This is a genomic window from Bacillus sp. AFS077874, from assembly GCF_002566505.1.
Classification (GTDB): Bacteria; Bacillota; Bacilli; order Bacillales; family Bacillaceae_G; genus Gottfriedia.
The window spans coordinates 27803-52607 of sequence record NZ_NUYF01000013.1 but is presented as its reverse complement, the minus strand read 5'-3'; the positions used below and the strand labels follow the sequence as shown (position 1 = coordinate 52607).

The window sequence follows — 24805 nt, the reverse complement described above, 5'->3', positions numbered from 1 at the left end:
TTAATCTTTATTAATATAGACTATAAAAAATATTAGGTGATTATTGTGGAAAATAATAACAAAGTAAAAAAAGTACGTAAAGCCATTATCCCAGCAGCGGGATTAGGTACTCGTTTCTTACCGGCTACAAAAGCAATGCCAAAAGAAATGTTACCAATCGTAGACAAACCGACAATTCAATATATTATTGAAGAAGCAATTGAAGCAGGAATTGAAGACATTATTATCGTAACTGGTAAAGGTAAACGTGCAATCGAGGACCATTTTGATATTTCATTCGAATTAGAACAAAATCTATTAGAAAAAAAGAAATATGACATACTTGAAAGAGTACAAGAGTCTTCAAAAGTAGAGATTCATTATATTAGACAAAAAGAGCCAAGAGGATTAGGACATGCTGTATGGTGCGCTCGTAAATTTATTGGAGATGAGCCATTTGCTGTACTACTTGGTGATGATATTATTCAAGCAGAAGTACCAGGTGTTGAACAATTAATTCAGCAGTACGAGTTAACTCATTCATCAGTGATCGGTGTGCAAGAAGTTCCTGAAGATGAAGCGTATCGTTATGGTATTGTTGACCCAGTTGAAAAAGATGGACGACGTTACCAAGTACGCAATTTTGTTGAAAAACCAGCAAAAGGAACTCAACCATCAAACTTAGCAATTATGGGACGTTATTTATTAACTCCTGAAATTTTTGAATTCCTAGAAGAGCAAGAAGTTGGAGCTGGTGGTGAAATCCAATTAACAGACGCAATTCAAAAGCTGAATAAAATTCAACGAGTATTTGCATACGACTTTGAAGGTAAGCGCTACGATGTTGGTGAAAAATTAGGATTTATTACAACATCGATCGATTTTGCACTTCAACGTGAGGATTTAAGAGATGACTTATTAGACTTTTTAAAGCAAAAAGTTAATGAATTAGGCTAATAGATCAATTAGAATGAAAAAATCTATTTCTTTTAAAACATTTATTAAATACTGGATACCTGTGATCCTTATAGCCGGCATTATCTTTTATTCATCAGCAACACCGTATGAAAAACAAGATATAAGACCAGAAATAAGCCACATTACATTTTTATATGATTTAATGAAGCATTTTACCTTTGTCCACTTTAACTACGCTGGACATGAAGTAAGTATAAAAGAGCTTGGAGTGGCAGGATTTACAGAGTTCTTTATTCGTAAACTATCCCATTTTTCAATCTATCTTTTACTTGCCTTTTTTGCTACAAGATTAGCAAAGCTTTATGTGAACAGAGCCTTTTTAGTAGGCATATTTTTTTCAATCCTTTATGCAGCTTCTGATGAATTTCACCAATCCTTCACTGCAAACCGAACTCCGTTAGTTCAAGACGTAGTAATCGATTCAATCGGAGCACTAATAGGAGCATCTATATTTTTATTAATAAGTAAGAAGCTTAAAGCAAAAGTTCAAAAATCCATTCGAGTTTAATCGAATGGATTTTTTTTGTATGAGATAATAACGATAGAAAGAAGTTATAAAGACGAACCATTTCCAAAGTGTGAAATATTAACGTCAATAGACAAGACGTAAGTTAAGTGAACATTATTGATGATTAAAAAATGATTTTAAATATTTGTATGTTTAAGAAATTTTATTATAAACAATCTCTAGTAATTGTTTATAGTTTCGGAATTTAAAATATTAAGGTCTAATTTTTAGAAGAAAATTTCAAATGATTAGTTTATAAGTTATTGTTAGACTTACTTGAAATAAAAGCTAGTCAATGATCTATTATTACTCTAAGTAAAGGATATTAAAGTAGTTTTTTTATGCAGACTTATTTTGATGAATAAGTTGATTGGAACTAAAGGGATGCTCGACTCCTATGGGATAAGCGGGAAGGCTGAGAGCGCAGGCTTGCCGAGGAGGCTAAAGAATCCCGCCCCATGGAAAGCGAGCATACCGTAGTGGAAATCAACATCACTATACTCCTTTTACGAAAATTTGAGTTCTTTATTCACCAAAAAAATCTTACCTAAATTCAATTAGATAAGATTTCATTTTTCAAAGCTTTATAAAAGTAGGCTCTGTACCTGCTTTCTCTACATAACCGATCTTAACCGGATTCATTTGAATCAATACATAATTAGGATCCTCGGGACCTTCAAGCCATCTAGACAATTCCTCAGTCCATACTTTCTCCTCAGGACCTGCATTTTCAATTACTTCAGCTCTTGCAAACATCTCTACAAAGTTATCATCTAATCGGTCACCATCATGACCAAGTAGTATATGTACGTTTGGATTATTTTTTATATCTTCTACTTTTTGTGAATTCTTATTTGTAGCGATATAAGGTGTTAGGCCTTTAAAGAAAAATACCATATAACAACTATGCGGAAAGTCTTCACGAATGGTCGTAAATAGACCTAATTGTTTCGCCTTAAGCGCATTCATAATATTTTCTTGAATCATTTTTATTAACTCCCTCCTAGTTCAGAAGAAGGGAAGGTAGAAATCTATTCTACCAACCGAATCTCCAACATAAGTAATTCTAGTTCTCGAGGTCATAATCCTTTGAGCAATATAGGTATAATCGAAACTCTTATCCAAGTGATTGATGAACTTTGCCATCAACACTTTAAGTGTTTGTTAATTGTTTTACATTTAAACCTATTTTTTTAAGTCTTTTGCATATGATATTTATAAGGAATTTTATTTAGGAGGTAATTATGGCTCATCGTTTATTTTTTATTGTTACATTTATCGGTGTACCATTATCGGTAATTGGGGGCTTAATGCATTGGAGCGAGATTTTATTATTTATCATTTACTGTTTAACGATTATTGCATTAGCTGGCATTATGGGAAGAGCTACTGAAAGTTTAGCGATTGCAGCTGGCCCGAGAATTGGGGGACTTTTAAATGCAACATTCGGGAATGCGGTAGAGTTAATTATCGCGATTTTTGCATTGCAAAATGGTTTATCGGAAGTAGTATTAGCATCATTAACAGGTTCTGTAATAGGAAATTTACTTCTTGTAGGTGGACTATCCTTTTTTATTGGTGGATTAAAATATAAACGTCAAAGCTTTAATGTTTACGATGCAAGACATAATTCAGGCTTGTTGATTTTTGCAGTGGTACTAGCCTTTGTCATTCCTGAGATTTTTTCAGTTAAAATGACTGCAAATGATAAAATGACACTTAGTGTAGGCGTTTCGATTGTTTTAATGGTTTTATACTTAGCTGCACTTTACTTCAAATTAGTTACACATCGTGGGGTGTACGTAGCTAAAAATCAAGAGATCGTAGAAGAGCATGAAGAGGCTGAGTGGAAAACAGGGAAAGCCATGATTATTTTAGCGTTAGCTACTGTAGCAGTTGGATATGTTTCAGAGAAGCTAGTTCACACGTTTACGACAGTGGGTGATAAGTTTGGCTGGACTGAATTATTTATCGGTATAATCGTTGTTGCAATCGTTGGTAACGCGGCTGAACATGCTTCTGCAATTGTGATGGCATATAAAAATAAAGTAGGGGTTTCGGTAGAAATTGCTGTTGGTTCATCATTACAAATTGCTATGTTCGTAGCGCCAGTGTTAGTGATTTGTTCATTGTTTATTGGGGAAAGAATGCCACTAATATTTTCCATGCCGGAATTAATTTCGATGATTACTTCTGTATTTTTAACAATTGCGATTATGAATGACGGAGATACAAACTGGTTTGAAGGGTTAACCTTATTGGCTGCTTATTTGATTATGGGGATTGGTTTCTACTTACTATAAAAAAATTGAAGGTGGTAATACTTGAAAATAATAATAAGAATTCTATTTTATTTAATTGGATTACTATTTTTAACTTTAGGAATTAGTTTAGCGATTAAAGCTGGACTAGGAGCTAGTGCATGGGATGCATTAGCTGTTGGTGAGTCGAAAACCTTTGGCTTATCTGTTGGAAATTGGATTATCATTAACTCATCAATACTATTGTTTGTAAATGCTTTTTTACAAAAGAAAAGACCGGATTGGCTTGCTGCGATTACGTTTATTTTAATTGGACGATTTCTTGATTTTTGGCTAACTGTAGAGTCGGAGCATTTATTTGATTCAAATATGGTCACTAGATATATTCAATTAGTACTAGCTATTTTAAGTATGACTATAGGTATTGCGATTTATTTGCAAGCGAAGTTTCCGTTAAGTCCAATAGATGATTTAATGATCTCGCTAAACAAACGGTTCGGGGTAAGTTTAGGAGTGGCAAAAACGATCGGTGAAGTGTTTGCTTTAGTATTGGCATTTCTTCTAAAAGGTCCAATTGGAATCGGAACCGTCTTAATTACATTCAGTATTGGACCTATTTTACAGAAATTAAGAGGTCCTATCGAGAAACTATATATTAAGCTGACTTCATAGTAAAAATTTTTCATTTTAAGGAATACATATATTTAAATAAATTGTTCATGCTAAGAGTAATAATTTCCTTATTTGTGAAAGGGGCATGAATATGTCTAAATGGTTTAAGCCATTGGTTCTTGTTAATATAGCTATTTTAATTATTTCCTTAAATAATGGACAAACAACTTTTGCAGCTAATTCAGATATTAAAGTCCCACGTTCGGCTGCAAATGTGACAAAAGAGAATACTTACCCTAATCCAACTCAAGACCTGCCGGAACTTCAACCAGGGGGATTAGCTAAGCAGTTATTAGATTCGTCAAATGTAAAAATTGAGAATCCAAATCTAATTCGTATGTTTAATGAATCCTCTGTCAGCAAAGCACCATTTGCAGTAGGCTATAATGCGAAAATTTTCTTAGGGGTTTTTCCTTTAAATTACGAATCAAACGAGACAACAATCAATTGGCAATATAAAAAAATTAATACAAACTTTTTGGATAATAGAGGAGAAAAAGCGTACAGACGAATGAAATACTACCAAAATTCGCAACAGATTGTTAAAGGTGGATTAACTGCTAAAGTAAGGAATGCGGATGATGTGATTAATTTAATGATGCACGATGCATCAGAGAAAACAACTCTTCCACTTGCATTCCAAACAGTGGTTGGAGCTGGAACTAAAAACGAGAGAGTATATAATGTACCACCCAAGCAACTCGGCTATTTATATGCTTATGCTCCTGCAGTTAATGAAAAAGGAAAAGTTACATTTGGAGAAGTGTACTTAATCTTAAAAGGTAATAAAAGAAGCCTACAAGTTAAAAATATAGTATCACAAGGTGTAGGTGCATGGATTCCTGTTCAGGATTATGTTTCGTTTGGTTATTTCGCTTCACCACACCCTAGATAATAGAGAAATCCACAAGGTAAATCATTTTCCTTGTGGTTTTTTGTTTTTGAACAAACACTTAGCTATTTTTGTACAAAAAAACATGCCATAAATATGACATGCTCTTTTTTAAGTGTTTAATTTCCCTTTAAAATCTTAGTACTTTTATTCGAAAAATCAGTTTCAGGATAATAGCTGTTTTTTACAAGAATATTTGGACCTAAGCATTTAACTGCTGGACAATGACAGCTTAGTTCATTTGCAGTTTTTGATAATGTCCAAGTATCATATGCTTCTTGTAATGTATGGGTTTGAATATTTCCTAGATGAGGTACATCACCAAAGTCAGTAACGATGATGCTACCATCAAATACATTTACATTTAAGCGAGAACGACCATCAGGGTCATTTCGTAATGTTACATTTTTACTATTATATAATCTCTGAATGATGTCTAAATCGTTTTGATCATCACTACATGGATAAAATGGCAGAGTACCAAATAACATCCAAATATTTTCATCACGTACGTCAAGTAAAGTTGAAATTGCTTCGCGTAGCTCTGATTTTGTCAGGACTTCTAATGTACTAGCGAAATCGCTGGCATACATAGGGTGAACTTCGTGCCTCTGACATTTCATTTCGTCTATAATTTGACGATGGATTTTTTCTAAGTATGGAAGAGTACGTTTGTTTAACATTGTTTCAGCGGAAACCATAACTCCAGCATCAGCAAGTCTTCGGCTATTTTCAATCATGTTTTCGAATAATTTAGCACGCTGCGCATATGTCGGCTTACGTTCCATCATCGCAAATCCTGCTTCTACAAATTCATCAACAGTTCCCCAGTTATGAGAGATATGTAGTACGTCTAAATAAGGAATTATTTTTTCGTATCTTTCAAAATCTAATGTTAGATTTGAATTAATTTGAGTACGTACGCCACGTTCATGTGCATACTTCAATAAAGGCACAACGTATCCGTTCAACATTTTATTTGAAAGCATCGGTTCTCCACCAGTGATACTAATACAACGAAGCTTCTCAATCTCTTCTAAGCGATTTAATACTAGCTCAATAGGTAGTGGATTTGGATCCTTAGGTTGTAAAGTATATCCGACAGCACAATGCTCACAGCGCATATTACAAATCGTTGTAGTCGTAAACTCTACATTTGTAAGCATGTTCTTACCATATTCTTCAACATCTAAATATGCTTCCCAAGGATCATATGTAGGTGTTATTTGTTGTAATAATTTTTTCATGTGATTACTCCTTTAGGTACAAAACTGTACCCATAAGTATTAGACTAATTTAATTTTCCTCAACTATTATAAGAAAGAAAGTGAAACCTTGTATAGGAATAACTTCCTAAAATTTAAAAAAATGTCGAAAGTTTACGATATATAGGAGAATAAGGGTATAATATAAGTAGCAATTGTATTAGAAAGGACGATCATTTCATGTCAAACACAGAACAATTATCCTATATTAAAGAACGTTTTAATTCAGTAATGGAAACAATCGAATCATTAGAAGCTGAAGAAGTAAGCTTAGAAGAGCTAGATCAATTATTATCAGTTCTAGATGACTTAGAAAGTAAATGTCGTGAAGTAAATCGCCTAGATTGAGTCCATTGTAATGGGCTTTTTTTATTAGATCGTAATTGTTAACAATAAAAGTAGCTAAATATTTGCCCAAATCAGAAACTAATTCTGAAGGGCTTTTTTTATTCCGTTTATTAAAAATTGTATTATAATGAAGAGGGGAACATTCAGTATTTTTATAAAGGGTTTTAAGGGGGAGCATGAATGCAACACATACAGGAAAGTATTTATCAATTAATTGTCGAAACATCAACAAATCTACCAAAAGACGTACGTAAAGCAATCAGACAAGCTAAAGCAAGTGAAACTGCAGGTACAAGAAGCGCCATCGCATTGGAAACGATTACAAACAATATTATGATGGCTGAAGGCGATGTTTCTCCAATTTGCCAAGATACGGGTATGCCAACTTTTAAAGTGAAAACACCTGTTGGGGTTAACCAACTTGTGATAAAAGAAGCAATTTATGCTGCAATTGAACAAGCTACAAAAGATGGTAAGCTTCGTTCTAACTCTGTAGATTCTTTATTTGGTAAAAACAGCGGAAATAACTTAGGACCAGGTACTCCAGTTGTTAAATTTGAGCAACATGAGAGTGACTATATCGATATTCGCCTAATCTTAAAAGGTGGCGGATGTGAAAATAAAAACATTCAATACAGCTTACCATGCGAACTTGAAGGACTTGGAAAAGCAGGTCGTGATTTAGACGGTATCCGTAAATGTATTTTACACAGCGTATACCAAGCACAAGGACAAGGCTGTAGCGCAGGCTTCATCGGAGTTGGTATTGGTGGCGACCGTACTAGCGGTTATGAGCTAGCAAAGGATCAATTATTCCGTTTATCTGATGATGAAAATTCAATTCCAGAGCTTAAAGCAATGGAAGATTACATTTTGGAAAATGCGAACAAGCTTGGCGTAGGAACAATGGGCTTTGGTGGAGAAACAACTCTACTTGGCTGTAAAATCGGTGTAATGAACCGTCTACCTGCGAGCTTCTTCGTATCAGTAGCATATAACTGCTGGGCATTCCGCCGTTTAGGAATGAAAATCAATCCTGAAACTGGTAATATTTCAGAATGGCTATACCGCGAAGGCGAAGAAATTAGTTTTACAAATGAAACTGATGAAACGACAGAAGCACCACGCGAAGTAAAATTAGTAGCTCCAATTACAGAAGAACAAATCCGTGATTTAAAAGTTGGAGATGTAGTTTCAATTAGTGGCATGATGTACACTGGACGCGACGCAATCCACCATCATTTAAAAGATCATGATTGCCCAGTCGATTTAAATGGACAAATTATTTACCACTGTGGACCTGTAGTATTAAAAGATGAAGAAGGCAAATATCACATTAAAGCAGCTGGTCCAACAACAAGTATTCGTGAGGAGCCATACCAAGGCGACATCATGAAAAAATTCGGCATTCGCGCTGTAATCGGTAAAGGCGGAATGGGTGCAAAAACATTAAAAGCTCTAGAAGAACACGGCGGTGTTTATTTAAATGCAATTGGTGGAGCAGCACAATACTACTCACAATGTATTAAAGAAGTAAAAGACGTAAACTACCTAGAGTTTGGTATTCCTGAAGCTATGTGGCACTTACAAGTTGAAGACTTCAAAGCAGTTGTAACAATGGATTCTCATGGTAATTCATTGCATAAAGATGTAGATAAGAGTTCACTTGAGAAATTGGCTACTATGGCTGAGAAGGTATTTTAATAATTGGGTTTTAAGGGCAATGTCATTTTTTTGGCATTGCTTTTTTTTGTTTTGTGAAGAGAATTGCAGCTATTCGAACAGAGCTGCAAATAAAACATGGTAAGTGCAAATACCGGAATGAGAACTGCAAATAAAATTGTGGATAGTGCAAATAAAAAATACATATCTGCAATTAAAAATACGAAAACTGCAAATAAGCCCCGTCAAGAGTGCAAATAAGTAGTTAAATCATGAAGAAAAAGTCTAATTTTAGGGCAAATTAATGGTCAAACCAAAAAACCAATCCGCATCTCCTTTTCATCAAAAATCCTGGTTAGAAAAATTTAGTTTTATATCAAAAATACATGAATTCTTTTCATATTTCTAATTTATTTACAGATACTATTTTTAAGTGAGGTGAATGAGTTGAAAAAAATTATTGTATATATTCTTACTTTCTTCTTAGTATTTCCTAGTACAACATTTGCTTATAGTAATGCGCCACACGGCTGGGGGATTGTTCCTGCGAAAAATGAGACTCCACCTGATGCTGGTGAAAAACTTAATAAATTATTATCAAATACAGGTTCAGTTTATTTAGGAGATACTACAAAAAAAGATGTTTATTTAACTTTTGACAATGGTTATGAAAATGGCTTTACACCTAAGTTTTTGGATGTTTTAAAGAAGCATGGTGTTCATGGGACCTTTTTTATAACCGGGCATTATATTAAGGAAAATCCTGAATTAGTGAAACGAATGGTTAATGAGGGGCATATAGTCGGAAATCATTCGTGGAGTCATCCTGATATGACAACGATTGGTGATCAAAAGATTATTGAGGAATTAGAACAAGTTAAAATGGCATACCAGGAATTGACCGGCAAATCAGAAATGAAATATTTCAGACCTGCCAGAGGTGTTTTTAGCGAACGTACATTGAAACTAGTTAATAAGCAGGGATATGAAAATATTTTCTGGTCATTGGCATATGTTGATTGGAAGGTTGATCAACAAAGAGGTTGGAAATATGCTTATGATAATGTGATGAAAATGATTCATCCTGGAGCAGTTATATTAATGCATACTGTATCGAAGGATAATGCAGAAGCGATGGATGCAATTATTACTGGCTTACATAAACGAGGGTATCAATTTAAAAGTTTAGATGACTTAATGATGGAGAGAAGCGGATTTGATCCGAGCTTTTATCTACCTAAAAAATAAAAAGCTAATGATTAAGTAGTTTTATGAACTGCTTTAATCATTAGCTTTTTTACTCTTTAAGGACGAGTTTTTTAACGGTTTGCGATTGCTTCGTAGTTTAGTTTAGCATGTTGCTTAGGTGTTTTGATGACAAATGGATTTTCAACTGTATTTTCTAGGAACTGTTTATCTTTATTAGCGAATTTTTTTATTCCGTTAAGAACTTGCTCTTCTTCAGATACAACTTCTCCAAAAAGTAAGTCTTGTGTAATTGGTCCTTGGTTGTAATGCTCATAATAAAATCGCTTATAGTCAAACTGATAGAAAATAACTGGTTTTTCCATATATGAAAAATCAAATGAAACTGTTGAGTAATCAGTGATTAATAAATCTGATCTTTTTAATAGAGATTGGACAGTCTCTTCACCTTGACGGATCGTTTTTATTCTTTTATGGAAATCCGGAACATCCTTCATATAAATTTGAGTCTGGTAGTGCGGATAGAAAATAATATTTAAATCATTCTTTTCTAAGATTTGATGTAATTCGGGATTACTAAGTAAAGAAAAATAACGGTTAAAGTATTCAGAGTTCATTAATTGCTGAGTACTTTTATTCCAGTTTCTCCATGTTGGCATGATTAAAATGGTTTTGCCATTTCCTGTATTTTCAAGCGCATCCCATCTAGCCAATCCAGTAACGGCCACTTCATTTTCAGCATAACCGAATTCGTTAACAATATGATCCTTTTCAAAATCAGATGAAACGATAAACAGTGAATAGCCCATTCGATTTTTATTCAGTACATGATTTACACGACTTACTCCAATAACGCCATGTTGAATAAGAATTTTTTGATTTTGCTGCCACTCAGGATGACACTTTAAAACTTGTAAGTACTCGTGTGTGTACATGTTGGCACGCTCTGAATAGGCATTAATTGTTTTATCACAAGTTAATAAATAAAGTGTGTGCTTTAAGCTTCCATATTGTACAATGTTTCCGAATTCTTTTATATATTCGTAATCCTTTGCCTTTTTATCAATCAAGTAATAACAGTTATCTCTTATTTTATTTTTTTGAATGTACTTGAATAAATGGTATGAATTATCTTGTGCCGTATCTTTTCGTTCTCCAATTAACCAAATATGCTTATTTCGATAGTATCTTTGTGTTAAACGGTAAAGATAAAAAATAAGGAATGACTTCCATTCTCTTCTTAGTACAAGTAACCCAAATTCATAAACGATATCACGGAATGATTTTTGGATTTTTGTTTTTAATTTTCCAAATAGACCTGTTTTTTTGATCCGAATGTGTAAATTTTTCTTTGGAAAATAGGGTACGATACTATGTGTTTTAGTTGTTGCTGGTTTTGAATTTGCCTTTGTTGAAAAATAGAAAATATGAAGTGGTTTTTTTAATGAAATATCTCCAACTTTTACTGAAATAAACACTTCATAATCGCCATCAGGTAAAATTTTACTTAACTCAATTGTAGTTGTTTTATAGCCACCATCGCTATAATTAATACTATTTTTTGAGAAAAGATAGGACAAATCAGAACGCTCAAGAGTTTCAAGTGTAACTGTAATTAGCTGACCATTTGATTTATTTTTAAACTGTAATTCCTTAATAGAATCTAAATTATTAATTTCCTCGATAAATGCGAAGCCACCAACTTGCAAACGGTCACCTCGTAACGAAAGAATTTCAATTTTTTGATGTAAATTAAATTCCTTAATTTCTAGGTATTCTTTATATTTCGGAAAATACTTTGCAAAATAATGATAATATTTTCCCTCTATCATCACTGCTCCTTTTTGTAAAGTACGATCTGATAATAGAGTCATCAATAAATGAAATTCTTCTGGATTTTGATTAAGAAAAATAGTATAAAATACTTTACTAATTTTAGAAGTATTATTTTCCATTAGATTTTCAGATAAGTTTTTAGCAAAATCCGATGAAATCCTTAAAAGTTCATTGTACTGTTCTTTAGGGAAATAATATGCCTTTGTCAGTAAAGACGTTAAATAATAATCCCATAATTTTTTCTCAACATGTGAGTAATGAGAGGTGATATCTTTCAGATTATAATAGTTTATTAATTCAGTTTGAGTAACGAGAAGGTTATCAAAAAATTCTAACGTACTAGTTTGTTTAATAACATCACTGTTTGTTAAATCTCTCACTTTTATGACGATATCTGAGGTCACATAAACTTTATTTGAACAAATAAAAGATTGTTGAGTAAATAATAAATCTTGTTGTTCTGTTAAAAGCTCATTGAATTGCAATTCATTGTCGAGTATCAAACTTCTTTTAATAATCATATTTTTAATAGAAGGATTTAACAAAAGCTCTGGATGTTTATGAAACTCACGTAATGTTGGTAAATCTTTTTTTATGATTGATTTTAATTCATGGTGCTCCCATTTTCTTGTACCATTGAATAATTGTATATTTCCTAAAGCAATATCAGTATGATCCTTTATTGCACTGTTATATAAATTTTCATAGGCTGAAGGATTAACAAGATCATCCGCATCGATAAATGCCACAAATTCTCCAGTAGCTTCATGTAATCCAATGTTACGAGCTTTGTTTTTTGTCATTAGTTCTAATGATATGAAGCGGATATTTTTATGTGAATTTGAATATTTCTCAATTATTTCTTTACTATTATCAGATGAACCGTTGTCTATAATAATCGTTTCAATATCAGTTAATGATTGACCTTGTATACTGTTTAGGCAATCTTTTAAGACATCTTCATGATTATGTGCAACAACGACTACACTAACTTTTGCTTTTTCCATAATAGTCTTACCTCACTAGTCTCTACTTTCAATTAAATAGTTTATCATAAATTATAACCTAATGCGTCTTCGAAAGAACATAATTTACGAATGGTAAGTAGGTATCGTACTTGTATTATTTCCAATTATTAATAGAGATATTTTGGAAGAAGAGAGTAGATGTGAATAGTTTTGAGAGAGTAGCTGTATAAAGAATAGAAAAAAGAATCAAATTATTTTTATTCAAGACTTTACTTTGATAATGATAATCGTTATCATTTAAGTATAGCAAATATCAACACCGCTGTAGTGATATTTGATCAGTTTTGAAACCTGATTAGACTTGAAAGTTTCCCCATTCCCTTAAAATTTAATATGTCAAAGAAAGCTTGACTAGTCCCCAAGCTTTTTTTGCGTTTCAGACTGTTGACAAGCGCCCGCTTTCTTCGTTGCTTCGCCTGTCTGCGTTGCTCATTACCGGGCTTCGCGCCTCGGAAGACAAGCACTTGCAATCAGTCTGATAATCAAATTTTTAAAACTTTTTGCACACCTTAACTAGAGTACATTCTCTAGTTTTTTTGCGTTTGTCACAAATTTTCTTAAGAGGTACTTGTTATGCTATAATACACTTCAGAGTAATTAAGGAGGATCAGGTGAATGTGGAAGGAAGAGGTTGCTTTAGAAACACCATATCAATGGGAAGAAGTGTTAAAGAGATTAGAGCATGAGCCTACATTTACAGTGCATTCTGCTGAAAAGCGGTTAAGCATTCCACTGTATATTGATGGGGATCAAGCAGTTGTAAAGGTTAAAAAAATAAATGATGTTCCGGTTCAGTTTGAAGTCATTAGTGATCATGAAAATAAAGAGAAAATTCTCGAAGAAGTTGCGACTATTTTGCAATGGCAAACAGAATTTGATGAGCTACATCATCATTTAAGACAAACTACAATTTCTCCTCTAATTGACCTTTTTGGACATACACCAATTACCGTTTCAAATGATCCTTTTGCCTGTTTAATTACATGTATTATTCATCAACAAATACAGCGTACATTTGCAATCCAAGTAACAAAACGATTTGTTCGAATGTACGGTGAAAGAATTGGTAATTCGTGGTTTTTTCCATCTCCTGAAATAATTGCTAAATTAACAATAGATGAGTTAAGAGATTTGCAGCTTAGTACGAGAAAAGCTGAATATATGATTGGAATTGCTAAAGCTTGGAGTGAGGGAGATTTAAGTCATCAAGATTATCGGACATTATCATCAGAGGAAATTTCAAAAGAGTTAATCAAGCTTAAGGGAGTCGGTCCTTGGACAGTTGAAAACTTCTTATTATTTGGTCTAGGTCGAAAAGATATTTTCCCAGTTGGTGATGTTGGAATTCAAATCGCACTTCAAAAGCTTTTAAATTTAGATGAAAAGCCTTCAAAAGAAATAATGGATTATGTAAAAGAGCAGGTTTCTCCGTTTGGAAGCTACGCGGCCCTTTATCTTTGGAAGAGCATAGAATAATGGAGTTGTATATATGAGCAATCAGTTAGAAAATAAATTAGAAGTAGGACAATCCTTTCCTTTAACAATTAAACGAATTGGGATAAATGGTGAGGGGGTAGGTTACTTCAAAAGACAAGTAGTCTTCATTAAGGGAGCATTACCTGGTGAGGAAGTAGTAGCAGAGGTAACGAATGTTCGTGACGGCTTTGCTGAAGGGAAAATTCAGCGCATTCGAAAAGCATCACCAGATCGCGTAGAGCCGACTTGTAAAATCTACGAAAAATGTGGTGGTTGTCAAATTCAACATGCATCTTATGAAGGACAACTTCGATATAAACGCGACATTGTCATCCAAGCAATGGAAAAGTATGCGAAAGATTTACTAGAAAAAACACCAATTAAAGAAACGATCGGTATGGAAAATCCTTGGAATTACCGCAACAAAAGTCAGCTACAAGCAGGGCTAGAAAAAAATAAAATCATCGCTGGACTATATACACAAAACTCTCACAATGTTGTCGATATCGGCCATTGCCCGATCCAACATGAGGATTTAAATAAAATTACAGGAAAAGTGAAGAAAATTTTAACTCGTTTAAATATCCCTGTTTATAATGAACGAAAGAATAAAGGGGTAATCCGAACAATCGTAGCGCGAGTTGGTTTACGTACAGGCCAAATCCAATTAGTACTTGTAACTGGAACGAAAGATTTTCCTCAGAAAGATGAACTAATCAGTGAAATTAAAAAACGAATTCCTGAAGTGACAAGCTTAATGCAAAACATTAATAATCAAATGACTTCAGTGATTTTTGGTCGTGAAACGGTCTATTTATCAGGTGAAGAAGTAATTGAAGAAAAGCTTGGGGACTTATCATTCGAACTATCGGCGAGAGCGTTTTTCCAATTAAATCCCGAACAAACAGTTAAACTATATGATGAAGTCAAAAAAGCAGCGGCACTTACCGGAACAGAAAAAGTCGTAGATGCTTATTGTGGAGTAGGGACAATCGGACTATGGCTAGCAAAAGACGCAAAAGAAGTTCGAGGCATGGACGTAACGAAAGAAGCAATCATCGATGCGAAAACAAATGCCCTAAGCCATGGCTTTACAAATACTCATTACGAAGCAGGTAAAGCAGAACAAGTATTACCGAAATGGTTACAAGAAGGTTGGAAACCAGATGTTATTATTACTGATCCACCGAGAACTGGTTGTGATGAGGAGTTTTTGAATACGGTATTAAAGATTAAACCGAAGAAATTAGTATATGTTTCTTGTAATCCTTCTACTTTAGCTAGGGATTTAAAGGTATTGAGTAAGAGTTATGATGTGAAGTATTTGCAACCTGTTGATATGTTTCCGCATACTGCACATGTAGAGTGCGTTACACAACTCGTTATAAAAACTAAATAATACCAAATAAAAGGCAGCGGAAATTAATCCGTTGCCTTTTTCTTCTTTTAAGAGATTTGCCAAACTTAAGTGTTTTAGGGTCAGTTTTTTAGATTTTCAGATTCAAAAATTTTTACTCCTTCTATCCTTTCAAAATTCATCCTTCTAGCTCCAAAAAGTTTAATCTTCATAAATAAAAAAAAAGGATTTAGGGGATATTTACCACTATGGACTATTTTTCGGGTTACATAGGAGGTTTATATGATACTTAGTAATGAACAATTAAAAGAAAGAGGACGTGAGTTTGCTTTAACTCAGGAAATTTTTGTGAACAATTTTTTAATTGTTCGTTATTGGCCAGGATTTCGAAAAGATATGGCTAATCTACATACGTTTGCAGAAAAACTGAGTAACAATAAAGTGCATTGTAGGCAACCAGCGGAAGACTGGCTCCTAGATCACATTAATTTTATAGAGACTCAAGCTCAAGAAGTGTTAAGTAAGCTGCCACGGGAAACTCTACATAAACTACCAAAATTAAATTCTACTGGGATGCCAAGAATATATGCACTTTGCAATGATTACTTAGAGCATGTGGGTGGTCGATTTGAGGTCGACTCATTTGAAGGGTATATAAAGGCCTATCAAGAGGTATCTGTTCTAAAAGATCTAGAATGCTGGGCTTTGCCAAGTGCTATGCGAGTTACTTTAATACGCCGTTTGTCTGGAGCGATGGTTGAAGTACAACGTCGTCACGAAATATGTGATTCTATTACTTCAATTCTTGAAAAAATAACAAAGTTATCAGACGATAAAATTCGAATTTTATTGGATAGAGAAGCACGTAAAAAACCGTTTGGGCCAATTGAGATTGTACATTTAATAAGACATTTGAGCGAATTGGAACCAAATATGCATATCGTTCATGACTGGCTTGCAGCTCACATAGAGAATAGTGAATCTAGCCTGGAGCAGATTGTTTCGTTTGAGAACCAATTGCAAGCGGACTTGCAGGTAAGGTGTGGGAATCTAGTTCAAAGCTTACATAAGTTAGAGCGACAGCCATGGAGATTAACATTTACAAAAATTTCACATCTAGAACAATTTTTACTAACTGATCCATCAACTATCAATTATAAAAGTTTAGATTTAGACAGTCGAGACATAATTCGTGGACGTGTTGCAGAGATTGCAAACCAGTTAAAAGTACCAGAAATGTTAGTAGCTGAGACAGCACTACATCTGGCCAAATCGAAAATAGTAGAGCCAGATCAAACAAATGTAATGCCGAGAAAGGCTTATATTGATTATTATTTATTTGATGCCCAAGGAAACATAGAAATACGTAAAGCACTTTTGAAGAAAACTAGACCACGTATTCTTCCACAAATATCTTTACGAAAACAACCATTGTATTTGTATTTATCAACTGTAGCTTTATTGTTTATAGGAATATTGTTTCTCTCTGGTGGATGGATAACAGCTGGGGCATTCTTTCGACCTTTATCGTGGATAGCGATAATAGTAGCTCTTATATTACCTGTTAGTGAGTGGGCTATAACGATTGCCCATAAATTAATTTGTCGATATAGTCGCACTACAAAACTTTTAAGGTTTGATTATTCAGAAGAACTTCCGGAAGATGCGAGTACAATGGTCGTTATTCCAGTTATATGGTCAAGCACCAAAGATGTAGATGAAGTAGTGGATCAACTTTTAGTTCATTATCTTGCAAATCGTCAAAAAAATATTTATTTCGGTATTTTAGGTGATTTTACGGATGCGTTGACTGAATCAAAAGCTGAAGATCATGAACTATTGACACATGTTACTTCAAGGATCGATGCATTGTGTAAGGAATATGGGGAAGATAAATTTTTCTTATTTCACAGATCCCGCCTTTACAATCCAACAGACAATCTTTATATGGGATGGGAGAGGAAACGTGGAAAAATAGTAGAGTTTGTTGAGTTATTGTCTGGTAGTGATAATTCTAGTTTTACAACAATTCATGGAGATAAAGATATATTAAGGAAGATTCGATATGTATTTACAATAGACCAAGATACCCAATTACCAATTGGTGTTGTTGGCCGAATGGCTGGTACCATTCATTACCCGTATAATCGACCTCGATTAAATGCAGATGAAACACGCGTAATTGAAGGTTTCGGATTATTACAACCACGAGTAGGCGTGAGTTTTGACTCAACACAAAAGTCTCGCTTTACTTCTTTATGGGCAGGGGAGCCAGGAATTGACCCGTATTCTTTTGCCGTATCAAACGTATACCAAGATTTGTTTGGTCATGCAATTTTTGTGGGTAAAGGTATTTTTGATGTAGAATCATTTCAAAAAACCTTGGTAAATCGAATACCGGATAATCATGTACTTAGTCATGATCTACTAGAGGGTGGGTTTCTTCGAGCAGGACTAACTTCTGATATTGAAGTTGTTGAGTCGTATCCGAGTTCCTTTTATTCATTCCAACGTCGAGAGCATAGATGGATCCGAGGAGATTGGCAACTTATCAAATGGTTAGGAAATAATTGTGTAGATCGTAATGGTGAGAATAAACGAGTTGATTTATGTGGATTAACACGATGGCAAATTATTGATAATTTGCGCCGCAGTCTACTTGCACCAGCTCTTTTACTAATAGCCTTACTAGGATTTAGTGTATTACCGGGTAAAGCTTGGGTTTGGGAAACAATCGTACTTTTAACTATTTTTCTTCCCTTTCTTTTTTCACTTTTACAAGGTGCGATTGGGAGAGGAAGCATTCGTGCAATAAAGATTAATTTTATGCAGAATCTGGTTAAATTTGTAACATTGCCGTTTACATCGGTTCTTGTAGTAGATGCTACTTTACGAACTCTTTACCGGCTATACATTAGCCGACGTAATTTGCTAGAGTGGGTTACGTTTGCTAAGACTAGTAACAATCCTGCTACAAAAAGAGTCTTTATGTACGAGTCTATTGGATATGCAGTAATTATATTGTTTGGTATATTGGTATGGTTTTCCAAAGGTACTTTAAATCACATATTTGGTACTGTGGAACTAATTATGTGGTTTTTAGCAAGGCCAATCATACAGCAATTTAATCGACCGTTAAAAGTTGAAAGTAGAGTTTGGTTGGATAAAGCACGTGATGAATTAAAGGAATTAGCATTTCAAATTTGGTCGTTCTATGAAAAATATGTCACGTCAGAAGAATCTTGGTTACCACCTGATAATGTACAGTATCTATCGAATGAAACCGTTGCCCATCGAACATCGCCAACAAATATTGGACTATATTTAACTTGTGTTGTAGCTGCTCGTGATTTAGATTTTATTGATACATCTAAAATGCTTGATCGAATCGAATTATCAATGAAAACCATTTCTAATATGGAAAAATGGAATGGACATCTACTCAACTGGTATGATACATGCTCTGCAAAGCCGCTTTCTCCTCGATATGTTTCCACTGTCGATTCAGGAAACTTTATTGCTTATATGATGGTAGTAAGACAGGGACTAATAGAATGGAAAAAGAGAGAAGAAGAATTTCAATCTCGTATTGAAAATATTATTATTGAAATTAATCAACTCATTGAACTGACAGATTTCAGATCCCTATATAACAATGATGAACGCTTGTTTAGCCTTGGATATCACGTTGACTCAAATCATAAAGATACGATTCTATACGATTTACTTGCTTCAGAAGCTAGGCAAGCAAGTTTCGTAGGAATTGCACTTGGCCAGATTCCCGTTTCTCACTGGTTTACACTTGCTCGTACTATGACAATTTTTAATAAGAAAAAGACACTTTTGTCATGGTCGGGAACAATGTTTGAGTACATGATGCCAAGCTTGATTATGCGGACATTTAAAAATACCATTTGGGAATCAACTTATCGAGGAGCTATTGATCGTCAACGTCAATATGCAGATAAATATCAACTCCCGTTTGGTATATCAGAAAGCGGATATTACGCGTTTGATTATCAATTAAATTATCAATATCGTGCATTCGGTGTTCCAGGGCTTGGACTTGAACGAGGTTTAGAGCGAAATCTGGTGTTAGCACCTTATGCAACCATTATGGCTATTCCATATGCAGGTGATGATGCTCTTTTGGCCCTTCAAAAATTTAAAGAATATGGTGCAAAAGGTGAATATGGATTTTATGAAGCTGTTGATTTTACAAAAGCTAGAATGCCTAAGGGGCAAGAATATAAAGTAATACAAAGCTTTATGGCACACCATCAAGGTATGAGCATGTTAACCCTTGTCAATTTATTGACTGATGATATTATGGTAAACCGATTCCACCATGATCCACGAGTTTGTGCAGCGGACTTGCTACTCCAAGAAAGAGTGCCAGTAAAAGCAGCATTAATTGAAAAACCAATAGGAATTGATGCAAAAGCTCCTGAATTTGATGGTAATTTGGATGACACTGAACGTACCTTTACGGGGCCGAGCTCCATTCCAGAGGTTAATGTTTTGTCAAATGGACAATTAACTAGTGTAAACGCGAACGATGGAACAGGCATGATTTTATGGAATGGGTTAGCTGTCACAAGATGGAAAGAAGATCCTGTATCAGGAACTTCTGGGCCAATTATTTTTATTCATGATGTCAACTCTGAAGAAACTTGGAGTACATCAGGTTTCCCATATGAGACAACGATGGATATGAAAACACAATTTCGTTTTGACAAAACTACTTATGAAGGAACAAAAGAAGGGATATCTTATAAACTTGATTTGACGATATCTTCTGAGATTGACGCAGAAATACGACGACTTCAAATAGTTAACAACAGTAGTGAAAATCGTACATTAGAAGTAACATCTTTCTTAGAATTAGCGCTAGCAAGTCAGTCTGCAGATAGTGCACACCCAGCATTTAGTAAGCTTTTTATTGAAACTAGCTTCGATAAAAATGCACAATGTTTGCTAGCTAAGCGTCGTCCACGAGAGGATGAGGAGGATGAAATCTGGGCAGTTCACACAATTTTTGTAGATGGACGTGAGAAAGGAGATTACGAATTTGAAACAGATCGGGCAGAATTTATAGGTCGTGGTAATACGCTTGAAACACCAAAAGGTATTTACTCACATCTAAAGGGTTCAACTGGTTCCGTTGTTGATCCGGCGTTTTCAATGAGGCGTTCATTACAATTGGGAACTAATGAGACCGCTACTATTTATTTTGTTACTGGTGTTACAAAAAGTCATGAACAAGCGCTTGAAATTGTACAGCGCTTTAGTGATTCTAAACAAGTTGATCGAGCATTCCACTTGGCTTGGGTACGATCACAAATTGATCTTAGACATTTGAATTTAACACCTAAGCAAGCTACTGATGCAAATGTGTTGGCGGGAAGACTTCTATTTAACCCACCGTTAACAAAAATTCGTAGTGAGGCAATTTCACACAATACATTGGGACAATCTTCCTTATGGCCTCTTGGTATTAGTGGGGACACGCCAATTATTTTAGTTTCCATCAAAAAAGAGTCTGATTTGCCTTTTGTTACTCTTTTAGCTTGTCAGCATCAATATTTAGTGAAGATGGGGTTAGCTATTGATTTTGTGGTATTAGATGAGACAATTGGCAATTATCAAGATCAGTTCATGAGGACTTTAAATGAAAATCTTATTTCTCGTGGAATCTATCACATGAATCGAATTGTTGTATTGAAGTCAACCCAGTTGTCAGAGGATGAAAGAAATTTACTCTTAGCTGTTGCCCGAGTAGTATTGAAAGCTGGAGGGCCAAGTTTACGTGCACAATTACGTCTATTAGAAAAAGATTTACATCCATTACGGAAAATCAAGGTTTCAAAACAAATACAACACGAGAAGCAAGCGATTAGTATCCCTATTGGTGAATTTTTTAATGGTAGGGGTAGTTTTATCGATGATGGCCATGCGTATCAAATGATTGTAAAAAACGGAGAGCATTTACCTAGACCATGGAGTAATGTAATTTCTAATCCAAGATTTGGATGCTTATTAACTGAATTAGGTACTGGATATAGTTGGTGGCGAAATTCCCGTGAATGTAAACTTACGCCTTGGAATAATGATCCGGTCCTCGATCCTCCTGGTGAATGTCTTTATATAAGAGATCTTGGAACAAATCAAGTTTGGTCAGCTACTCAAAAACCTGCGGGTGGTGATCGAACATATAAGGTTATACATGGTAGGGGATATAGTAGTTTCGAACAACTTGATGGAGATGTAGTTTCTACTATGGATACAACAGTTCCGTTAGATGATCCGTTGAAAATTATTAGACTTCGATTATTTAATAAAAGTGATGAATTAAAGATGATAGCCATAACGTATTATGCTGAATGGGTTCTAGGGGTACTTAGAGAGGCTCAAGCACCATTCATTGTTACAGAATGGAATTTAGAAAATAGTACACTACTTGCACAAAACAAGTACCAAGAAAAGTTTCGTGACGCGATTGGTTTTATACATATTGCGCTTCCAGAAACGATAGCAAAATCTCATCATACGTATTCTTGGACGAGTGACCGTACAGAATTTATTGGGCGGGGCAATACATTAGAGTGTCCAACAGCATTATTAGAAGAAACACTTAACAAGAAAACTGGTGTGTTTTCAAATTCTTGTGGGGCCGTACAAACTGTTATCGAACTTCCAGCTAACGAAGAAGTGACGATTAGCATATTGCTTGGTTGTGCAGCTTCCAAACAAGAAGCGTGTTCACTAGTACAGCAATACGGAAGGCCTTCTGCGTATGAAGAAACAATTTCAAACGTTAAAAAGTACTGGGAGAGTACTCTTGGACAAGTGAAAGTTAAAACACCTGATCGAGCGATGGATATAATGATGAATGGGTGGCTTCTGTACCAAGCACTTAGTTGCCGATTATGGGCTCGCACTGCTTTTTATCAGGCAGGAGGCGCATTTGGTTATAGGGATCAATTGCAAGATTCACTAGCCTTTTTACATGTTGATTCGACAATATTAAAAAACCAAATACTTATAAACGCAGCGCATCAGTACCTTGAAGGTGATGTTCAACATTGGTGGCATGAAGAAACTCACAAAGGAATTCGAACGATGTTTTCTGACGATTTACTGTGGCTACCATATGCTGTTTCACGTTACATAGAACAGACAGAAGACCTAGAAATTCTCCAAAAAGAGGTACCATTTTTGTATAGTGAAGTGCTAAAAGAAGGAGAATTGGAGCGCTATGAGGATACTGTTGTGTCTGATGAGAAGGGGTCAGTGCTAGAACATTGTCTACGCGCGATTAAACATTCTTTGAAGTTTGGTGAACATGGTATTCCATTAATGGGAATAGGTGACTGGAATGATGGAATGAGTAGGATTGGTGCTAAGGGACGTGGGGAAAGTGTGTGGCTAGGTTGGTTTTTATTAGATATTTTAAAGAGGTTTTTGAAATTTGAAGAGGGTATCCTTTCACAAGATATCGTAAAGCAATTTGAACATGAAGTAGCTCAATTGGAAATAAATATGAATAAAAATGCTTGGGATGGTACTTGGTTCCGCCGTGCATTTACTGACGCAGGAACATGGCTTGGCTCAATGGAGAATACAGAGTGTCGAATTGATGCTATTGCCCAGTCTTGGTCAGTTATTGCTAACGGGACAGCAATCGATCGTCAGGAAAGAGCAATGCGCTCATTTGATCGTGAACTTGTAGATCGAGATTTGAATCTGGCACGTTTACTAACAAAAGCATTTGATAAAACATATCCAAGTCCGGGGTATATACAAGGCTACCCACCTGGAATTCGAGAAAATGGTGGGCAATATACTCATGGAGTTATTTGGGGAATTGTAGCTTGGGCAATCTTAGATCGTCGTGATAAGGCATTTGATCTGTTCTCTATTTTAAACCCAATCTCACATACAAAAAATATTCGTGATATTAAAACATATGGAAATGAACCATATGTAATGTCGGCCGATGTCTACACAGCAAATCCACATGAAGGACGTGGAGGTTGGTCATGGTATACAGGTGCTTCTGGTTGGATGTACCAAGCAGGTCTAGAATATATTCTGGGAATCAAGTGTAGAGGAAATCGTTTATATATACAACCTTGTGTTCCTATAGAGTGGGACTCATTTAGTATTGATTACAGATATGGTGATTCGGTCTATTCAATTGAGGTTTTTTGTGGCCAAAACCAAGATGGACCAACATGGTTAGTTGATGGAAAAAAACAAGAAAATAGCGAGTACTTATTTCTCGAAAATGATGGGGAAAATCATCAAGTAGTAGTTTATGTAGGTATACAATATTCTAAAGTAATATAATTGAATATAAAAAAAGGAGTGCATTTTTTGCACTCCTTTTTAGTTGTTTAAAATTTATAAGTAGATTTATTTTTTTAGAATCACTTAATTTATCATCTTTTAATACCAATTCTTTTAAATATTTTTCAAGCGGTTTTTTAAGTTCGGTTCTCTTTAAAGCAAAATCAATCGATGCTTGTAAAAAGCCAAATTTGTCACCTATATCATATCGATTTCCTTGTATTAAATAAGAAAAGACTGGTTCTTTTGTAAGTAATAAATCAATGGCTTCTGTTAATTGATATTCGCCTTTCAAATCTGGTTTGATTTGTTCTAGCATTTCAAAAATTGTAGGAGTTAAAATATACCTCCCAACAATGGCTTGTGAAGAAGGGGTAGATTCTACATTTGGTTTTTCGATAAGACCTTTAACTTTAAATATGTCTTTCTTGAACTTGGAATAATTTACGATGCCATATTTGTTTACATCTTGTAGTGGAACTTCCTTACAACCAAGTATACTTGGTTGTACTTCATTATATTTATGAATCATTTGCTTTAATGCAGGCGTTTTACTATCTATAATGTCATCGCCTAGCAACACAGCGAATGGCTCATTTCCAATAAATTTTTTTGCACATAAAATGGCGTGGCCAAGTCCGAATGGCTCTTTTTGACGAACATTGTGAATATCCGCAAGTGTTGAGATATCTTGAATAATTTTAAGTGTATTTATTTTTCCAAAGTTTTCTAATAAAAGCTCTAATTCTAATGATTTATCAAAATGATCCTCAATCGCTCGTTTATGCTGCCTTTAGTATTTTTTATTTGCAAACTATTTACCTAACCATTTAGTCTATGGAAGTACATAACTATAACAACATTTAATGGTAATTTTAAAATAAAATGGGTAAATCGAAGGGATGAGGGTCGGTTAATTAGTGTGAATGATTTTAAAGGGTTTGTGAGGATATATAATAAAAATTGATATAGAGATATGATAACG

At 34.6% G+C, this 24805-nt stretch carries 15 protein-coding genes; 11 read left to right on the top strand and 4 right to left on the bottom strand.

Translation table 11 applies throughout. The features are described 5' to 3' along the window. Nucleotides 1-45 precede the first annotated feature (45 nt). Complete coding sequence (gene galU / locus COJ46_RS15580; protein WP_097973323.1) at nucleotides 46-936, top strand: UTP--glucose-1-phosphate uridylyltransferase GalU; 891 nt, start codon at nucleotides 46-48, stop codon at nucleotides 934-936. A 13-nt stretch (nucleotides 937-949) separates the two neighbouring features. Next, nucleotides 950-1465 (top strand): VanZ family protein, encoded by a 516-nt coding sequence (locus tag COJ46_RS15575; RefSeq protein ID WP_097973325.1) that lies wholly within the window; start codon nucleotides 950-952, stop codon nucleotides 1463-1465. 576 nt (nucleotides 1466-2041) lie between these two features. Here the strand turns inward: COJ46_RS15575 and COJ46_RS15570 are convergent. After that, nucleotides 2042-2452, bottom strand: a complete 411-nt coding sequence (locus COJ46_RS15570; protein WP_098566060.1) for a pyridoxamine 5'-phosphate oxidase family protein — start codon at nucleotides 2450-2452, stop codon at nucleotides 2042-2044. A 257-nt stretch (nucleotides 2453-2709) separates the two neighbouring features. Between COJ46_RS15570 and cax the strand changes: the two genes are divergently transcribed. The 3 genes from cax (at nucleotide 2710) to COJ46_RS15555 (ending at nucleotide 5293) form a co-directional block, all read left to right on the top strand. After that, nucleotides 2710-3768 carry a calcium/proton exchanger gene (gene cax, locus COJ46_RS15565; RefSeq protein ID WP_098566059.1) on the top strand — a complete coding sequence of 353 codons (1059 nt, stop codon included), beginning with the start codon at nucleotides 2710-2712 and terminating at the stop codon, nucleotides 3766-3768. A gap of 21 nt (nucleotides 3769-3789) precedes the next feature. Then, nucleotides 3790-4398, top strand: coding sequence for a YczE/YyaS/YitT family protein (locus COJ46_RS15560; protein WP_335448446.1), 609 nt, complete (start codon nucleotides 3790-3792; stop codon nucleotides 4396-4398). A gap of 91 nt (nucleotides 4399-4489) precedes the next feature. Then, nucleotides 4490-5293, top strand: a complete 804-nt coding sequence (locus COJ46_RS15555) for a YfkD famly protein (protein WP_097973328.1) — start codon at nucleotides 4490-4492, stop codon at nucleotides 5291-5293. Between the two features lie 116 nt (nucleotides 5294-5409). Here COJ46_RS15555 and yfkAB read toward each other — a convergent pair whose 3' ends face one another. Further along, nucleotides 5410-6537, bottom strand: coding sequence for a radical SAM/CxCxxxxC motif protein YfkAB (yfkAB, locus tag COJ46_RS15550; protein WP_097973330.1), 1128 nt, complete (start codon nucleotides 6535-6537; stop codon nucleotides 5410-5412). 198 nt (nucleotides 6538-6735) lie between these two features. Here yfkAB and COJ46_RS24530 point away from each other — a divergent pair, with 198 nt between their 5' ends. The 3 genes from COJ46_RS24530 (at nucleotide 6736) to pdaA (ending at nucleotide 9813) form a co-directional block, all read left to right on the top strand. Continuing rightward, complete coding sequence (locus tag COJ46_RS24530; protein ID WP_097973332.1) at nucleotides 6736-6903, top strand: SE1561 family protein; 168 nt, start codon at nucleotides 6736-6738, stop codon at nucleotides 6901-6903. Nucleotides 6904-7083: 180 nt separating this feature from the next. Continuing rightward, entirely contained in the window at nucleotides 7084-8607 is a 1524-nt protein-coding gene (locus COJ46_RS15540; protein ID WP_098566058.1) for a fumarate hydratase, read from the top strand. Between the two features lie 396 nt (nucleotides 8608-9003). After that, nucleotides 9004-9813 carry a delta-lactam-biosynthetic de-N-acetylase gene (gene pdaA / locus COJ46_RS15535; RefSeq protein ID WP_420488143.1) on the top strand — a complete coding sequence of 270 codons (810 nt, stop codon included), beginning with the start codon at nucleotides 9004-9006 and terminating at the stop codon, nucleotides 9811-9813. Nucleotides 9814-9884: 71 nt separating this feature from the next. On the opposite strand, the gene COJ46_RS15530 is transcribed toward pdaA, so the two are convergent. Continuing rightward, nucleotides 9885-12614, bottom strand: a complete 2730-nt coding sequence (locus COJ46_RS15530) for a bifunctional glycosyltransferase/CDP-glycerol:glycerophosphate glycerophosphotransferase (RefSeq protein ID WP_098566056.1) — start codon at nucleotides 12612-12614, stop codon at nucleotides 9885-9887. 636 nt (nucleotides 12615-13250) lie between these two features. Between COJ46_RS15530 and COJ46_RS15525 the strand changes: the two genes are divergently transcribed. From COJ46_RS15525 to COJ46_RS15515, 3 genes are all read left to right on the top strand, one after another. Then, complete coding sequence (locus COJ46_RS15525; protein WP_098566055.1) at nucleotides 13251-14111, top strand: DNA-3-methyladenine glycosylase family protein; 861 nt, start codon at nucleotides 13251-13253, stop codon at nucleotides 14109-14111. 13 nt (nucleotides 14112-14124) lie between these two features. Continuing rightward, nucleotides 14125-15510 (top strand): 23S rRNA (uracil(1939)-C(5))-methyltransferase RlmD, encoded by a 1386-nt coding sequence (gene rlmD, locus COJ46_RS15520; RefSeq protein ID WP_098566054.1) that lies wholly within the window; start codon nucleotides 14125-14127, stop codon nucleotides 15508-15510. 240 nt (nucleotides 15511-15750) lie between these two features. Then, complete coding sequence (locus tag COJ46_RS15515; RefSeq protein WP_098566053.1) at nucleotides 15751-23820, top strand: glycoside hydrolase family 94 protein; 8070 nt, start codon at nucleotides 15751-15753, stop codon at nucleotides 23818-23820. Here the strand turns inward: COJ46_RS15515 and COJ46_RS15510 are convergent. Next, complete coding sequence (locus tag COJ46_RS15510) at nucleotides 23807-24508, bottom strand: UTP--glucose-1-phosphate uridylyltransferase (protein WP_286133399.1); 702 nt, start codon at nucleotides 24506-24508, stop codon at nucleotides 23807-23809. The two genes, COJ46_RS15515 and COJ46_RS15510, sit on opposite strands and share 14 nt — an antisense overlap. Between the last annotated feature and the right edge of the window lie 297 nt (nucleotides 24509-24805).

Bases quoted from the DNA above. Each gene is read 5' to 3' on its own strand.
- COJ46_RS15530 (WP_098566056.1), bottom strand. From the start codon at position 12,614: ATGGAAAAAGCAAAAGTTAGTGTAGTCGTTGTTGCACATAATCATGAA.
- rlmD (WP_098566054.1), top strand. From the start codon at position 14,125: ATGAGCAATCAGTTAGAAAATAAATTAGAAGTAGGACAATCCTTTCCT.
- COJ46_RS15575 (WP_097973325.1), top strand. From the start codon at position 950: ATGAAAAAATCTATTTCTTTTAAAACATTTATTAAATACTGGATACCT.
- COJ46_RS15570 (WP_098566060.1), bottom strand. From the start codon at position 2,452: ATGATTCAAGAAAATATTATGAATGCGCTTAAGGCGAAACAATTAGGT.
- COJ46_RS24530 (WP_097973332.1), top strand. From the start codon at position 6,736: ATGTCAAACACAGAACAATTATCCTATATTAAAGAACGTTTTAATTCA.
- COJ46_RS15555 (WP_097973328.1), top strand. From the start codon at position 4,490: ATGTCTAAATGGTTTAAGCCATTGGTTCTTGTTAATATAGCTATTTTA.
- COJ46_RS15515 (WP_098566053.1), top strand. From the start codon at position 15,751: ATGATACTTAGTAATGAACAATTAAAAGAAAGAGGACGTGAGTTTGCT.
- yfkAB (WP_097973330.1), bottom strand. From the start codon at position 6,537: ATGAAAAAATTATTACAACAAATAACACCTACATATGATCCTTGGGAA.
- COJ46_RS15525 (WP_098566055.1), top strand. From the start codon at position 13,251: ATGTGGAAGGAAGAGGTTGCTTTAGAAACACCATATCAATGGGAAGAA.
- cax (WP_098566059.1), top strand. From the start codon at position 2,710: ATGGCTCATCGTTTATTTTTTATTGTTACATTTATCGGTGTACCATTA.
- COJ46_RS15540 (WP_098566058.1), top strand. From the start codon at position 7,084: ATGCAACACATACAGGAAAGTATTTATCAATTAATTGTCGAAACATCA.